This is a genomic window from Cellulomonas sp. KH9, from assembly GCF_900114185.1.
Taxonomy (GTDB): domain Bacteria; phylum Actinomycetota; class Actinomycetes; order Actinomycetales; family Cellulomonadaceae; genus Cellulomonas.
Map to the genome: position 1 here is coordinate 837,673 of NZ_FOSE01000001.1, position 13,656 is coordinate 851,328.

General features: G+C 76.6%; 15 protein-coding genes. 8 read left to right on the top strand and 7 right to left on the bottom strand.

What is annotated here, in order from left to right; all coding sequences use genetic code 11:
• Positions 1-53: 53 nt before the first annotated feature.
• Complete coding sequence (locus BMZ16_RS03715) at positions 54-593, bottom strand: DUF1990 family protein (RefSeq protein WP_089798209.1); 540 nt, start codon at positions 591-593, stop codon at positions 54-56.
• The gene (locus BMZ16_RS03720) at positions 575-1,528 is read right to left on the bottom strand and encodes a YndJ family protein (RefSeq protein WP_089798210.1); all 954 of its coding nucleotides are present in this window, start codon (positions 1,526-1,528) and stop codon (positions 575-577) included. Before BMZ16_RS03720 ends, BMZ16_RS03715 begins: the two co-directional genes overlap by 19 nt.
• Positions 1,529-1,832: 304 nt before the next feature.
• Here BMZ16_RS03720 and BMZ16_RS03725 point away from each other — a divergent pair, with 304 nt between their 5' ends.
• On the top strand, positions 1,833-2,738 hold the full coding sequence (locus BMZ16_RS03725; protein ID WP_089798710.1) for an LLM class flavin-dependent oxidoreductase: 906 nt from the start codon (positions 1,833-1,835) through the stop codon (positions 2,736-2,738).
• Between the two features lie 41 nt (positions 2,739-2,779).
• Here the strand turns inward: BMZ16_RS03725 and galE are convergent, their stop codons facing one another.
• Positions 2,780-3,757 (bottom strand): UDP-glucose 4-epimerase GalE, encoded by a 978-nt coding sequence (gene galE, locus BMZ16_RS03730; RefSeq protein WP_089798711.1) that lies wholly within the window; start codon positions 3,755-3,757, stop codon positions 2,780-2,782.
• A gap of 232 nt (positions 3,758-3,989) precedes the next feature.
• Between galE and BMZ16_RS03735 the strand changes: the two genes are divergently transcribed.
• Genes BMZ16_RS03735 through BMZ16_RS03755 form a run of 5 tightly spaced genes read left to right on the top strand, consistent with a single transcriptional unit; the run spans position 3,990 to position 8,143 of the window.
• Positions 3,990-4,883 (top strand): phytoene/squalene synthase family protein, encoded by an 894-nt coding sequence (locus BMZ16_RS03735; protein WP_089798211.1) that lies wholly within the window; start codon positions 3,990-3,992, stop codon positions 4,881-4,883.
• Positions 4,880-6,586: a phytoene desaturase family protein gene (gene crtI, locus BMZ16_RS03740; RefSeq protein ID WP_089798212.1), complete on the top strand. Its 1,707-nt coding sequence runs from the start codon at positions 4,880-4,882 to the stop codon at positions 6,584-6,586. The genes BMZ16_RS03735 and crtI overlap by 4 nt, the downstream gene beginning before the upstream one ends.
• Positions 6,583-6,921, top strand: coding sequence for a lycopene cyclase domain-containing protein (locus BMZ16_RS03745; protein ID WP_218143305.1), 339 nt, complete (start codon positions 6,583-6,585; stop codon positions 6,919-6,921). The genes crtI and BMZ16_RS03745 overlap by 4 nt, the downstream gene beginning before the upstream one ends.
• Positions 6,918-7,274 (top strand): lycopene cyclase domain-containing protein, encoded by a 357-nt coding sequence (locus BMZ16_RS03750; RefSeq protein ID WP_089798213.1) that lies wholly within the window; start codon positions 6,918-6,920, stop codon positions 7,272-7,274. Before BMZ16_RS03745 ends, BMZ16_RS03750 begins: the two co-directional genes overlap by 4 nt.
• Entirely contained in the window at positions 7,274-8,143 is an 870-nt protein-coding gene (locus BMZ16_RS03755; protein WP_089798214.1) for a prenyltransferase, read from the top strand. Before BMZ16_RS03750 ends, BMZ16_RS03755 begins: the two co-directional genes overlap by 1 nt.
• Before the next feature lie 32 nt (positions 8,144-8,175).
• Here BMZ16_RS03755 and BMZ16_RS03760 read toward each other — a convergent pair whose 3' ends face one another.
• Both BMZ16_RS03760 and BMZ16_RS03765 read right to left on the bottom strand, forming a co-directional pair.
• Positions 8,176-8,721 carry an MOSC domain-containing protein gene (locus BMZ16_RS03760; RefSeq protein WP_089798713.1) on the bottom strand — a complete coding sequence of 182 codons (546 nt, stop codon included), beginning with the start codon at positions 8,719-8,721 and terminating at the stop codon, positions 8,176-8,178.
• A gap of 65 nt (positions 8,722-8,786) precedes the next feature.
• The gene (locus BMZ16_RS03765) at positions 8,787-9,845 is read right to left on the bottom strand and encodes a LacI family DNA-binding transcriptional regulator (protein WP_089798215.1); all 1,059 of its coding nucleotides are present in this window, start codon (positions 9,843-9,845) and stop codon (positions 8,787-8,789) included.
• A gap of 195 nt (positions 9,846-10,040) precedes the next feature.
• Between BMZ16_RS03765 and BMZ16_RS19175 the strand changes: the two genes are divergently transcribed.
• Entirely contained in the window at positions 10,041-10,646 is a 606-nt protein-coding gene (locus tag BMZ16_RS19175) for a DUF2238 domain-containing protein (RefSeq protein ID WP_177199576.1), read from the top strand.
• Positions 10,643-11,932 (top strand): glycoside hydrolase family 3 N-terminal domain-containing protein, encoded by a 1,290-nt coding sequence (locus tag BMZ16_RS03775; RefSeq protein WP_089798217.1) that lies wholly within the window; start codon positions 10,643-10,645, stop codon positions 11,930-11,932. The genes BMZ16_RS19175 and BMZ16_RS03775 overlap by 4 nt, the downstream gene beginning before the upstream one ends.
• A 42-nt stretch (positions 11,933-11,974) precedes the next feature.
• Here BMZ16_RS03775 and BMZ16_RS03780 read toward each other — a convergent pair whose 3' ends face one another.
• Both BMZ16_RS03780 and BMZ16_RS03785 read right to left on the bottom strand, forming a co-directional pair.
• Positions 11,975-12,385: a TIGR03618 family F420-dependent PPOX class oxidoreductase gene (locus BMZ16_RS03780; RefSeq protein ID WP_089798218.1), complete on the bottom strand. Its 411-nt coding sequence runs from the start codon at positions 12,383-12,385 to the stop codon at positions 11,975-11,977.
• Between the two features lie 106 nt (positions 12,386-12,491).
• On the bottom strand, positions 12,492-13,580 hold the full coding sequence (locus BMZ16_RS03785; protein WP_089798714.1) for an NADH:flavin oxidoreductase/NADH oxidase: 1,089 nt from the start codon (positions 13,578-13,580) through the stop codon (positions 12,492-12,494).
• Positions 13,581-13,656: the final 76 nt, after the last annotated feature.

Consider the following 13,656-nt stretch of genomic DNA (forward strand, 5'->3'; position numbering starts at 1 on the left):
CCCGCGGTGCCCGACGCCGGCGGCGACGCCCCGTGCGGACGCGGGTGCGGCGGTCAGTGCACGACGCCGCGGCGCCGGTGGATCCGCCGGGCGGCGTGCGCGAGCAGCCGCACGTAGAGCGCCTGGCCGAGCGGGACGACCGGAGCCAGGGCGCGTGCCCACGGGCGGACCGGGCGGCTGTACGCCTCGACCTCGAGCCAGACGTCGCCGGCGCGGCGCACCACGCGGAAGGCCTCCTCGCCGGCGGCGAAGTGACCCGGGAGCGTGCCGTAGCCGAAGCCCTCGGCGTCCGCCCACACGACCCGGCACGGGGTGCGCAGCGCCGCCGGGCCGATCCCCAGCAGGGTGACGACTCGGCGACCAGGGCGCACCGGACCGTCGGTCCGCACCCGGATCCCCGCCGCGCGGTGCACGCGCCAGGTCCGCAGGTCCGCCGCGAGGGTCGCCCGGGCGGTCTCGTCGCCGCCCGCGACGAGCAGGTGCCGGGCGCGCAGGGGGCGGTAGCCCGGGGGCACGTCCGCGCGGGTCCAGGCGTGGCCCGTCCGTCGCCGCGTGCCGCCGACGGGGGCGTACGTCAGCTCGTCGTCGTCCACGGTGTCCCCCCTCCGGGTCCGGTGGGTACGGCGGCGCCCCCGCCCGCCCCGGCGGCGGGTCCGTCCTGCACCAGGGGCGTGCGCAGGCGCAGCGCCACGAGCGAGCCGAGCACGACCACCAGCGCGTTCACGGCGCCGTGGGTGGCGACCATCCACGACAGGTCGGGGTGCGCCACGTCCGTGACCTCCCCGAGGGCCCACCACAGCGCCAGCAGCATCGCCACGACGCTGCCGACGACCGCTGCGCCGGCCCAGCCGGCGGCCGCGCGGGGCCCGTCACGCACGGCCGCGGCGCGCCACGCGGCCACGGTGGCGCACCAGATCCCCGCCGTGAGCACCACCGTCCCGACCAGCTCCGCCTCGTCGGACACGAAGTAGCCCACCAGCACCGCGGCGACCCCGAGCGTGACGCCGCCGGCACCGGCGCGGGCGAGCCGCGACCTGCCGGCACCCGCGGCGCGGGCGGTCAGCCCGGCGGCCAGGCACGCGCCGAAGCCGGTGAACAGCATGTGGGGCACCGTGAGCAGCAGGAGGTCCCCGCCGAAGCCCAGCACCGTCGCACCGGCGCGGTCGCCCACGAGTGCGAGCGCGGCGACGGTCGTCAGGCCGAGCGCGACCGTGCACGCGACGAGGGACGCGTCGCGCCGGCGGCCGCCGGTCGGTGCGACCCAGGCGCGCACGGCCGCCGTTGCCAGGGCGACGGTCGCCGCTGCGAACGGGAGGACCGCGCCGACGGCGACCGGGCCGCGGGGGAGCAGCAGCGCGAGCGCGGCGGCAGCGCCCGCGAGAGGCCAGACGGCCGACCGGGGGCGCGGCACCCGGAGCGCACCGGCGGCGTCGAGCAGGCGCAGACCCAGCGGCAGGACCACCACCGCGCCGAGGGTGACGGCGGCCTGCACGCCGCCGAGCGCCGCCGGCGTCAGCGGGGCGCTCATGCCGCGCACCGCGGCTGCGGCGGCCGGACCCGCGGCCGTGGTCGGGCCTGCCGACCCGGCCGGAGCCGCGGGCGAGGCCGGACCGGCGGACGGGGGCGCCCCGGCGGGGGAGGAGGGTTCACGGTTCCAGCGAACATGTTCAGATGAACATGTTCAATAGAGGGCGGGCAGGAGATCGCGAACGAAACCGCAGGACATCGAGGTCCTGCCCGCCGGGTGCGCGTCGACGTCCGCCCCGGCGTCGCTCCTCCTCCCCGACGTGGGGCCACGTGGGCTGTCGGTGGTGGCGGGTACCGTGGGCGCCATGGTCCGTGTCGGGGTGGTGCTGCTGCCGCAGGAACGGTGGGCGAGCGCGCGCACGCGGTGGCAGCGGGCGGAGGAGCTCGGCTTCGACCACGCGTGGACCTACGACCACCTGGCCTGGCGTGACCTGGCCGACGAGCCGTGGTTCGCCACCGTCCCGCTCCTGGCGGCGGCCGCGGCGGTGACCGAGCGCATCGGCCTGGGCACCTGGGTCGCCTCGCCCAACTTCCGCCACCCCGTGCCGTACGCCAAGGACGTCATGGGCCTGGACGACGTCTCGGAGGGCCGGTTCGTCCTCGGGCTCGGCGCGGGCGGCGAGGGCTGGGACGCGAGCGTCCTCGGACCCCCGCCCACGCGTGGCGAGCGCACGCGGCGGTTCGCCGAGTTCGTCGAGCTGCTCGACGCGCTGCTCACGCGGCCGGTGACGGACCACGCGGGCGAGTTCTACACGGCGCAGGCCGCGCGGATGGTGCCCGGCACCCTCGCCCGGCCCCGCACACCGTTCGTCGTCGCCGCCAACGGACCGCGGGCCATGGCGCTCGCCGCCCGGTACGGGCAGGGCTGGGCGACGTACGGCCCCGGGACGGGCGTCGGTGACGGCGTCGACGCCGCCACCGCGCAGGAGGCCTGGTGGGACGGGCTGGCCGGGATGGTGGACGCGTTCGACCAGGTCGCCGCCGACCGGCCGGTCGGCCGCTGGCTCAGCCTCGACGGTGCCCCCCGCTTCTCCCTGACGTCCGCCGCCCTCGCCGTCGAGGGCGTCGAGCGCGCGGCGGCGCTGGGCTTCGGGGACGTCGTCGTGCACTGGCCGCGGGCGTCGGGCGTCTACGCCGGGGACGAGCGCGAGCTCGAGCGGTTCGCCGCGGAGCTGCCCCGGCTGCAGGCGCTGCAGCCCGCGTCGCGCTGAGGTCCGGCGGGCAGGGTCACCCTCCCCGCGGGCGGGGAGGGTCAGCGGCGGTGGGCGGCCCAGGCCGTCGCGACCATCTGCTCCGGGGTGTGGCGCATCGCCCAGTCAAGGTCCCGCGCGGCGGCCTCGCCGGACGCGACGATCCGGGCGGGGTCGCCGGCGCGACGCGGCCCGACCTCCGGCGTGAAGCCGATGCCCGTGACGTGGGCGACGGTGGTCATGATCTGCGCGACCGACAGCCCGTCGCCCGACCCCAGGTTGTAGACGGGGTCGAGCGTGCGGCCGTCCGCCAGCGCGCGTGCCGCGGCGACGTGGGACACGGCCAGGTCGGCCACGTGCACGTAGTCGCGCACGCACGTGCCGTCCGGCGTCGGGTAGTCCGTGCCGTTGATGCGGGGCGTCCGGCCCGCCGCCAGGGCGTCGAGCACCAGCGGGAAGAGGTTGTGCGGGCTGGAGTCGTACAGGTCGGGCGCGCCGGACCCGACGACGTTGAAGTACCGCAGCGACGTGTGGCGCAGGCCCGTGGCCACACCCTGGTCGCGCAGCAGCCACTCGCCGACGAGCTTGGACTCGCCGTAGGGCGACTCCGGGGCGGTCGGGGTGGCCTCGGTGACCACGTCGACGTCCGGGGTGCCGTAGACGGCGGCGGACGACGAGAAGACGATCTGCCCGACGCCCGCGTCGGCCATCGCCGCGAGCAGGTGGGCCGTGCCGGTGACGTTCTGCTCGTACGTGTGCAGCGGCCGCTGCACCGAGACGCCCGCGTACTTGAACCCCGCCAGGTGCACGACGCCGGTGACCCCGTGCTCGACGAGCGCGGCGCGCACCGCGTCGGTGTCGACGACCGACGCCTCGACGAACGGTACGTCCGCGGGGACGAACTCTGCGTGCCCGCTCGACAGGTCGTCGAGCACGACCGGCCGCAGCCGTTCGTCGCCCGTGGTCCGCACCGCGACCTGGAACGCCCGCACCACGTGCGCCCCGATGTACCCCGCCCCGCCCGTCACCAGCCACGTCATGGCCGCGAGCATAGCCGCCCGAGCCCGCGGATCCCACAGAACCACACAGGAACAAACACATCTGCACAGCACAGACGTGCGGCGGGGATCGCACGGTGGGACGGCGTGATCCCGCGTACGCTTCCAGCACCCACCCGTCCGCCCTGCTGACGGTCGCGGTGGGCGTGGCGCCCGGGGCGGGCGCCGGGGCGGGACGACGACGGAGCGGGTGCGCGTGGGCCGGAGCACGGGGATGACGGCGCGACGCCGCTACGACACGACGGCGGCGCGGGCCAGCCGGGCGGTGCTGCGGACGTACTCGACGTCGTTCGGGATCGGCACGCGACTGCTCCCGCCGCGCTCCCGCGCGGACATCGAGGCCGTCTACGCCCTGGTCAGGCTCGCGGACGAGGTCGTCGACACCTACCGCGGCCCCGATGCGGACGCGGAGCTCGACGAGCTCGAGGCCCAGACGGCCCGCGCCCTGGTGACCGGCTACTCGACCAACGTCGTCGTGCACGCCTTCGCCCGCGCCGCGCGCCGCACCGGCATCGGGCACGACGAGGTCGACCCCTTCTTCGCGTCCATGCGCGCCGACCTGTCCGTGCGTGAGCACGACCGCGCGTCGTACGACACCTACGTGTACGGCTCGGCCGAGGTCGTCGGCGTCATGTGCCTCAAGGTCTTCCTGTCCGCCGACCGTCGCCCCGGCGACCCGGTCGTGCAGCCGTCGCCGCAGGCGGTCGCGGGCGCCCGGGCGCTGGGCGCCGCGTTCCAGAAGGTCAACTTCCTGCGCGACCTGGGCGCCGACCACGGCGACCTCGGGCGGTCGTACCTGCCGGGCGTCGACGCCGGCCGGCTGACCGACGGCGACGTGCGCGCCGTCCTCGACGAGGTGCGCGCCGACCTGGCGACCGCGCGGGCCGCCCTGCCGCTGCTGCCGCCGCGGGCACGCTGCGCCGTCGAGGCGACCACCGCGCTGTACGACCGCCTGCTGCGGGACCTCGCCGCCACCCCGCCCGAGGACCTCACGCAGCGCCGCGTCCGCGTGCCGGGCCCGGTCAAGGCGGTCGTGGTGGGCCGCGTCGTGGCCGGTGCGCTCGCCCGCGAGGCCACGCAGCGCGTCCGGCGGGTGGTGGGCGCATGACCACGCAGCACCGGGTACCGGATGCGGTGCACGACCCGCACGGTGCCCCCGCGGGCGGTGCCGTCCGCGTCGTCGTGATCGGCGGGGGTGTCGGCGGCCTGACGACGGCCGCGCTGCTCGCGCGCGGCGGTGCGCACGTGACCCTCCTGGAGCGGCACGAGCAGCTCGGCGGGCGCACCGGCACCTGGTCGGTCGACGGCTTCCGGTTCGACACGGGCCCGTCCTGGTGGTTCATGCCCGAGGTGTTCGAGCACGCGTTCGCGCTGCTGGGTCGCCGCGTCGAGGACTACGTCGACCTGCAGCGGCTCGACCCCGCGTACCGGCTCTTCCCCGAGCCCGGCGCCGGCGTCGACCCGTTCGACGTGGTCGCCGACCCGTTCGTCAACGCCGCCACCTTCGACGCCGTCGAGCCGGGTGCCGGCGCCGCGATCCGGCGGTACGTCGCCGACGCGGGCGAGGCGTACCGCACCGCGCTCGACCACTTCCTGTACACGACCTTCGAGCGGCCCGACCGCGCCCTCTCGCGTGACGTGCTGCGCCGCTCCGGGACGCTGGCCGGCCTGCTGACGCAGACCCTCGCGGACCGGATCGCCCGGACGGTGCAGCACCCGGTGCTGCGCCAGGTGCTGGGGTACCACGCCGTGTTCCTCGGGTCCTCGCCGTACCGCGTCCCGGCGCTGTACTCCCTGATGAGCCACCTCGACCTCGGTGAGGGCGTGTACTACCCCCGCGGGGGCATGTACACGCTCGTCGAGGCGCTGGCCAGGGCCGCCGTCGAGGAGGGCGTCGTCGTGCGCACGGGCGCCGACGTCGTGGCCGTCGAGGTCGACGACGCGCCGCGCAGCGTCCGGCACCCGCGCCGCCGCGGCGTCGCCCGCGGGGTGCGGCTGGCGGACGGCACGGTCGTCCCCGCCGACGTCGTGGTGTCCGGCGCCGACCGGCACCACACCGAGACGGCGCTGCTGGACCCGCGGCACGCGGACCTGCCCGCCGGGGCGTGGGATAGCCGCGGACCGGGCATCTCCGCGCTCCTGGTCATGGCCGGCGTCCGCGGCGAGCTGCCCGAGCTGCGGCACCACTCGCTGTTCTTCACGCGCGACTGGCCCGCCAACTTCGACGCGATCCTCGGGCCCGGGCGTGCCACGCCGCCCGACGGTCTGCGCGTGCCCGACGTCGCGTCCCTCTACGTGTCGCGGACCACCGCGTCCGACCCGACCGCCGCGCCGCCGGGGCACGAGAACCTGTTCGTCCTGGTCCCGTTCCCCGCCGACCCGGCGCTCGGGACGCGGCCGGGTGAGCTCGACGCCCACGCCGACCGGTACCTCGACCAGCTCGGTGCGTGGGCGGGTGTCCCCGACCTGCGCGAGCGCGTCGTCGTGCGGCGCGTCGTCGGGCCCGCGGACTTCGCCCGCGACCTGTCGGCGTGGCGCGGCACCGCCCTGGGCATGGAGCACACGCTGCGGCAGTCGGCCATGTTCCGGCCCGGTGTCGCGTCGGCCCGGGTGCCCAACCTGCTGCACGTCGGCGGGGGCACGGTCCCGGGCGTCGGGCTGCCGATGGTGCTCATCGGTGCGGAGCTCGTCGCCAAGCGGCTGCTGGGGGAGACCTCCTCGCGACCGCTGCCCGCGCCGCTGCGCCCCGGGTACCTGGCGTCCGCGCTGCCGCGGGGCCTGTGGTCCGACGTCACGGCGGGGCGTGCATGATCGCGTTCGCCTACCTCGGGGCGCTCGTGGTCTCGATCGGCTGCCTCGCGCTCATCGACCGCCGGCTCGGCCTCGCCTTCTGGTACGACGCGCGCCGGTCCGCGTGGACCGTCGGCCTGGGTGTCGTCGGGTTCCTGCTGTGGGACGTCGCCGGCCTGCTGCTGGGGATCTTCGCGCGCGGGGACTCCCCGCACATGACGGGGCTGCTCCTGGCGCCCGAGCTGCCGGTCGAGGAGGCCTTCTTCCTCACCCTGCTCAGCTACGTGGGCCTGCTCGCCTGGCGGTGGTTCGACCGGACGGCCGAGCACCGCGCCGCGGGGCGGGGGACGTCGTGACGAACATCGTGCTCAACGTGCTCGTGCTCACGGCGCTGACCGTCGTCTCCTGGTCGGTGCTGCGTCGGATGCGCGGGTGGGCCCTGGTCTGGGCCGTCGTGCACCTGTGCGTGCTCACCGCCGTCTTCGACACGATCATGATCGACGTCGGCCTGTACGTCTTCGACCCCACCAAGATCCTCGGGGTCTACGTCTGGGGTGCCCCGCTCGAGGACTTCGCGTACGCGGTCGCGGCCGCGGTCTTCGTGCCCGTGCTGTGGCAGGTGCTGGGCCGCTCGCCGCGGACGGCGTCGCGCCCGGACGGCGTGCCGGGCGCCGAGGACGCCCACGACACCGAGAGCACGCAGGGCTGATGCGCGAGGTGCTGGCCGCGTCGCGGCCCTTCTCCTGGGTGAACACCGCCTACCCGTTCGCCGCCGGCTGGCTCCTGGCCACCGACGGGCTCGTCGACGTGCGTCTGGTCGTCGGGACCCTGTTCTTCCTGATCCCGTACAACCTGCTGATGTACGGGGTCAACGACGTGTTCGACTACGCGTCCGACCTGGCCAACCCGCGCAAGGGCGGGATCGAGGGCGGGCTGGTCGACCCGTCGCGGGCGCGCGCGGTGCACCGGCGCATCCTCGTGGCCTGCGTGGTCACGACCGTCCCGTTCGTCGTGTGGCTGCTGGCGCTCGGGTCGCCGCTCGCGGGCGTCGTGCTGCTGCTGGTGCTGTTCGACGTGGTGGCGTACTCGGCGCCGCGCCTGCGGTTCAAGGAGCGGCCGGTCCTGGACTCGTTCTCCTCGGCCGTGCACTTCGTCGGGCCCCTGCTGTACGCGCTGGTGCTGGCCGGTGCCGACCTCGGGGCGCGCACCACGTGGCCCGTGCTCGTCGCGTTCCTGCTGTGGGGCATGGCGTCGCACGCGTTCGGCGCGGTGCAGGACGTCCGTGCGGACCGCGCCGGCGGGCTCGCGTCGATCGCGACCGTGCTGGGCGCGCGGCCCACCGTGCTGGCGGCCACCGCCGCCTACGTCGCCGCCGCGGCCGTGCTGCTGGTGCTGCCGTGGCCCGGCGTCCTCGCGGCGCTGCTGCCGTTGCCGTACGCCGTGAGCACCTGGCGGTTCCGCGGCGTCACCGACGAGGACTGCGAGCGGGCGAACGCCGGGTGGCGCACGTTCCTGTGGCTCAACCTGCTCACCGGGTTCCTCGTGACGATGCTGCTCATCGCCATCGCGCTGACCTGACCCGACCTGATCCGGGCCGGACGCACCACGGGTCAGCCCAGCAGGACCTCCCGCACGGTCGGCGCGTCGGGGACGGTGCGCTCGACGACCACGGGGTCACCGGCCCGCACCGAGCCGCGGTGCACCACGCGCAGGTAGGCCCCGACCCGGCCCGCGTCGCGGAACCGCCGGACCCAGCCGCGCTCGTCGTCGCCGCCCACCCACCGCGCGAACGTCGCGCACGGGGTCCGCGGTCCGGTGACCTCGACCACCACGTCGTCACCGAGGCGCCAGCGGTCGCCGACCCGCGCCGCGTTGGGGTCGAGGCCCTCGATCCGCAGGTTCTCCCCGAACCAGCCGGGCGGCAGCTCGCGACCCAGCTCGGCCTCCCAGTACGCGGCGTCGTCCTGCCCGTAGACGTACACCGCCTGGTCCGGGCCGCCGTGGTGCTTGCGGTCCGCCTGGACGTCGGCGTGCAGCCCGAGGGGGCCGACACGGACCGGGGCGGTCACCGCACGCTTGTCGATGGCCGTCACACCGACCGGGCCGGAGTCGGGGCGCAGGGCGTGAACGACGCACACGGCGAGGATCGAGGGCATCGGACCAGGGTAGGCGGGCCGGACGGTGCGCAGGTCGACGTCCCGCGCGCGGCCCGGCAGGGCCGTCAGCCGCTGCGGTCGCCGGCACCCGGCGGCGCGCCCGTGCTGCCGCGGACCGTCAACGACGTGGCGAGCTCGACGTGCCGGGACGCCGGCCACGTCCCGGACGTCAGGGTGAGCAGGGCCTGTACCGCCATCTGCCCCATGCCCTCGAGGTGCTGGCGGACCGTGGTCAGCGGCGGCGTCGTCCAGGCCGCCTGGGACGTGTCGTCGAAACCGGTCACGCTCAGCTCGTCGGGCACCCGGACCCCGAGCGCGTGCGCGGCCGCGAGCACCCCGACCGCGAGCTCGTCGTCGGCGGCCATGATCGCCGTGGGCGGGTCGGCCGACGTCAGCAGGTCGTGGGCGTGGCGGGCACCCGTCGCGACGTCGAACCGGTCGGTGCGCACGAGCGCCGGGTCGACGGTGAGCCCGGCCGCGTCCATGGCGGCGTTGAAGCCGTAGAAGCGGTCCTGCGCGGCACCCGACGCCTCGGGCCCGCCGATCCACCCGATGCGCCGGTGGCCGAGGGCGACCAGGTGCTCGGCGGCGGTGCGGGCCCCGGCCCAGTTGGACGACCCGACGCTGAGCATCCGCTCGTTGGTGGTGTCGACGGGATCGACCATGACGAACGGGATGCCGGCGTCGGCCGCGGCGTCGATGAGCGCGTCGGGTGCGGACAGCGTCAGCCCCGCGATGCCGACGACCCCGCTCGCGCGCTGCTCGGCGACCCACTCGCGGGCGACGGTCCGACGGCGCCGGTCGCCCAGGCCCGGGGCCAGGCGGGTCAGCAGGTCCAGGTGGGCGGCGGTCGTCGCGGCCAGGATGCCCTCGAGGACCTTGAGGATGTACGGCGACGCGGGCAGGTCGAACACGACGGCGACGGCGCGCCGCTGCGGCACGGGGGCCCCGGTCGTGGTCGGTCGGTAGCCGAGCTCGGCGACCGCCGCGAGGACCCGCTCGCGGGTCGTGCCGGCGACGTCGTCGCGCCCGTTCAGGGTCTTGGAGACCGTCGCCTTCGAGACGCCTGCGACGGCCGCGACGTCGGCGAGGGTCGCCCGGCGGCCGCTCGGCCCAGCGCCCACGGCTCTCCTCGGGATCGACGCACCGGTGGGCGGGGTGCCGCACCAGGCTGCAGGCTAGACCAGCCGACGCGGTGCGAAACAGTTTCGGTCGGCGCCGTGACGTGGCGGCGGCGGGGCGATCGCCGTGCGGGGACGGCGGCACCGACGTACCGTCGCGGCGGGAGCCGGACGGCCGGCGCGCACGACGGGAGCAGCGTGGCGGACGCGACGGGTGGGCAGGTCGTGCGGGCGATGCTCCGCGGGCCCGGAGGGGTCGTGCGGGCGGCCGGTGTCGTCTGCGTGCTCATCGCGCTGGTCGCTCGGGGACCGGTCGACACCGCGCTGTTCGCGCTGGTGCTGGCCGGGCTGGTGGTGCCGCCGGCCGCGGGGGCACCCCGGGGGCTGGACGCGGCGTACGGCATCGGGCTGGTCCTCGCGGCGTGGTCCGGGGCCCTGGACCTGTACCAGGCGGTCGCCTGGCTCGACGTCGTCATGCACCTCGTCGTCACCGGGCTCGTCGCCGCCGTGGCGCACCTGCTGCTCGCGCGGCGGACCGGGGCGCTGCTGGACCCGGTGGCCACGGACGGCGGTGCGCAGCGGGTCGGCGTCGTGGCCGTCACCGCGTCGCTCGGCCTGGCGCTGAGCGTCCTGTGGGAGATCGGCGAGTACCTGGGCAACACCTACGTCGACGACACGATCTACGTGGGGTACGCCGACACGATCGGCGACCTCGTCGCCGGGGGGATCGGCTCGGTCGTGGCCGGGGTGTGGCTGACCGCGGCCGCGCGGGGTCGGGGCACCGGACGTAGCCTGCGACGATGAGCGACCGGACGCCGCCGCACGTGCGCGCCGCGCGTGCGCCGGCACCCCGGCACGCGCGGCCGCGGACGACGCGGAGCCGCGGGGTCCTGCTCGTGCTGTGCGCGCTGCTCTCCGTGGGCGGCGGGACGCTCGCGGCCGACGACCGGCGCGGACCGGACGCGGCGCGGCCCCTCGCCGCGGTGTCACGCGGCGCACCCGCGCCCGCCGCACCGACGCCGTCCCCCACGCCGACGTGCACGCCCGCCCCGCTCGAGGCGCGGGCGGCGGCGACCCTCGTCGTCGGGCTGCCGGGCGTCGTCCGCGCCGACGAGCCGCTCGCGCAGGACGTGGTCCGCCTGGGGGTCGGCGGGGTGTTCCTCTCGGAGTCGAACGTGCGCAGCGGCGCCCAGGTCGCCGAGCTGTCCGCGGGCCTGCGGGCCGCTGCCGGGCGGCCGCTGCTCGTGGCCACCGACGAGGAGTCGGGCCGGGTCGCGCTGATGCGCGACGTCGTGGGTGCCGGCCCGTCACCGCGGCGGCTCGCGCAGCGCGAGTCGCCCGAGCAGGTCCGGGCCCGGGCGGCGGCCACGGGACGTGCGCTCGCGGCCGTGGGCGTGGACCTGGACCTCGCGCCGGTGCTGGACCTCGACGACGGCCCGTCCGGTGGTGTGATCGGCGACCGGTCGTTCAGCGCCGACCCCGCGGTCGCGTCCCGGTACGGGCTGGCGTACGCGGCGGGGCTGGCCGACGCGGGCGTGACGCCCACCGTGAAGCACTTCCCCGGGCACGGCCGCTCGCGGGTCGACTCGCACCGCGCGTCGGACGTCGTGACCGCGGGCCTGGACGAGCTGACGGCGAGCGACCTGGTGCCCTTCCGGGACGCCGTCGCGGCCGGTGTGCCGGTCGTCATGCTCAACCACCTGCAGTACGCGGCCCTGGACCCCGACCTGCCGGCCTCGCTCAGCCCGCGCGCGTACGCCCTGCTGCGCGGGACGGGGTTCACGGGGGTGGCGATCACCGACTCGGTCGGCATGGGCGCGGTCAACCTGCGGTGGGACTTCCCCGAGGCGGCCGTGCAGGCCGTCACGGCCGGTGCCGACGCGGTCCTGGCCACGGACGGGACGCAGGCCGTCCGCATGCGCGACGCCCTCGTGGACGCGGTGCGCAGCGGACGGCTGCCCGAGGCGCGGCTGTCCGAGGCCGCCGCCCGCGTGACCGCGCTCGCGGGCGGCGACCCGGCCGCCGTGTCGTGCGTCGACGTCGAGCTGCCGCGTCAGGCGCCCGCACCGGCACCCGCGCCGACGCCCTGACGGGCGCGACGGTGACGGCGGCGCCGGTGCGGCGCCCGGCGGTCAGTCCTGCTTGGCGGCACCCCACCCGTGCCAGCGGTCGATCTCCACGCGGACGCTGACCCGCGCGCGGTCCCGCACCGGGTACGGGTTGCCGCCGTAGTGCGTGGACAGCCGGTCGATGTCCACCAGGTCCACGTCGTCGACGACCTCGACGACCCGGCCCTGCACGCTCACGTGCGTGTACCAGTCGTGCTCGGCCAGGGCGGTCAGCGAGACGTGCGGGTTCTCCCGCAGGTGCCGCAGCCGCGCACGCGACGCGTCGAGGTTGAGCAGCACACGGCCGTCGTCCTCCAGCAGGTACCAGGTGGCCACGGTGACGGGGTAGCCGTCCGGGTGCACGGTGGCCATGACGGCCGGGTTGGGCCGGGTGAGCAGCTCGATGACGTCGGCGGGCAGCGGGGACTGGGGCACGGCGGGTCCTTCCGGTGGGTCGGGTGTCACCCCATCCTCGTGCCGGGACGTGACACCGCGACCCGAGAGGCGCGCGTCGCCCGGGTCGTCGTCGCCTGCGCGACGCTCAGAGCAGCGCGCGGGCGCGGTCGTACTGCGGCGGGAGCGGGAGGTCGGCACCCAGCGCGACGGCCGCGCGGTGCGGCCAGAACGGGTCGACCAGCAGCGGTCGCGCCAGGGCGACGACGTCCGCGGACCCGTCGGCGACGACGCGCCCGGCGTGCGCGGGATCGGTGATCGCGCCCACCGCGACGGTCGGCAGCCCCGCCTCCGCGCGCACGCGTGCGGCGAAGGGCACCTGGTAGCCGGGCTCCACGGGCACGTGCACCCCGGGCAGGTTGCCGCCGGTGGACACGTGCACCATGTCGACGCCCAGCGGCGCGAGGTCGCGGGCGAGACGCACGGTGTCGTCCGCGGTCCACCCGGCGGGCTCCACCCAGTCGGTCGCCGAGACGCGGACCAGCAGGGGCATGTCGTCCGGGATCGCGGCGCGCACGGCGGCGGTCACCTCGCGCACCAGGCGGGTCCGGCCCTCGAACCCACCGCCGTACGCGTCGTCGCGCACGTTGGAGTCCGGGGAGCAGAACTGGTGCAGCAGGTAGCCGTGCGCGGCGTGCACCTCGACCACGTCGTACCCCGCCGCGACCGCGCGGCGTGCCGCGTCGGCGAAGGCCGCCACGACGTCGGCGACGCCGTCGACCGTCAGCGGTGCGGGCACCGGGTGACCGTCGGCGAACGGCACCGCGCTGGGCCCCACCACGGGCCAGCCGCCGGCGCCCGGGGGCACGGGGGCACCGCCGTTCCAGGGTGCGTCGGTGCTCGCCTTGCGGCCGGCGTGCGCCAGCTGGACGCCCGCCCGCGCGCCCTGCGCGTGCACCAGGGCGACGACCCGCCGGTGGGCCGCCACCTGGACGTCGTCCCACAGCCCCAGGTCGAACGGGGTGATCCGCCCCTCCGGGACCACCGCGGTGGCCTCGACGATCACGTGCGCGGCACCCCCGGCGGCCCGCGCGCCGTAGTGCTGCAGGTGCCAGTCGGTCGGGACACCGGCGTCGGGACCGTCCGCGGCCGCGGAGTACTGGCACATCGGTGCCATCCACACGCGGTGCGCGAACGTCGTCCCGCGCAGGGTCAGGGGGGTGAACAGCGTGGGCATGGAGTCCTTCCGGGGCTGGGCGTCGGCGGGTGCCGGCACCCCAGCATCCCCGACGTCACGCGACCGCAGCGCCGTC

What these genes read in the sequence shown, in the direction of transcription:
- BMZ16_RS03720 (WP_089798210.1), bottom strand. Translation starts at nt 1,528, where the DNA reads ATGAGCGCCCCGCTGACGCCGGCGGCGCTCGGCGGCGTGCAGGCCGCC.
- BMZ16_RS03725 (WP_089798710.1), top strand. Translation starts at nt 1,833, where the DNA reads ATGGTCCGTGTCGGGGTGGTGCTGCTGCCGCAGGAACGGTGGGCGAGC.
- galE (WP_089798711.1), bottom strand. Translation starts at nt 3,757, where the DNA reads ATGACGTGGCTGGTGACGGGCGGGGCGGGGTACATCGGGGCGCACGTG.
- BMZ16_RS03735 (WP_089798211.1), top strand. Translation starts at nt 3,990, where the DNA reads ATGACGGCGCGACGCCGCTACGACACGACGGCGGCGCGGGCCAGCCGG.
- crtI (WP_089798212.1), top strand. Translation starts at nt 4,880, where the DNA reads ATGACCACGCAGCACCGGGTACCGGATGCGGTGCACGACCCGCACGGT.
- BMZ16_RS03745 (WP_218143305.1), top strand. Translation starts at nt 6,583, where the DNA reads ATGATCGCGTTCGCCTACCTCGGGGCGCTCGTGGTCTCGATCGGCTGC.
- BMZ16_RS03755 (WP_089798214.1), top strand. Translation starts at nt 7,274, where the DNA reads ATGCGCGAGGTGCTGGCCGCGTCGCGGCCCTTCTCCTGGGTGAACACC.
- BMZ16_RS03760 (WP_089798713.1), bottom strand. Translation starts at nt 8,721, where the DNA reads ATGCCCTCGATCCTCGCCGTGTGCGTCGTTCACGCCCTGCGCCCCGAC.
- BMZ16_RS03775 (WP_089798217.1), top strand. Translation starts at nt 10,643, where the DNA reads ATGAGCGACCGGACGCCGCCGCACGTGCGCGCCGCGCGTGCGCCGGCA.
- BMZ16_RS03785 (WP_089798714.1), bottom strand. Translation starts at nt 13,580, where the DNA reads ATGCCCACGCTGTTCACCCCCCTGACCCTGCGCGGGACGACGTTCGCG.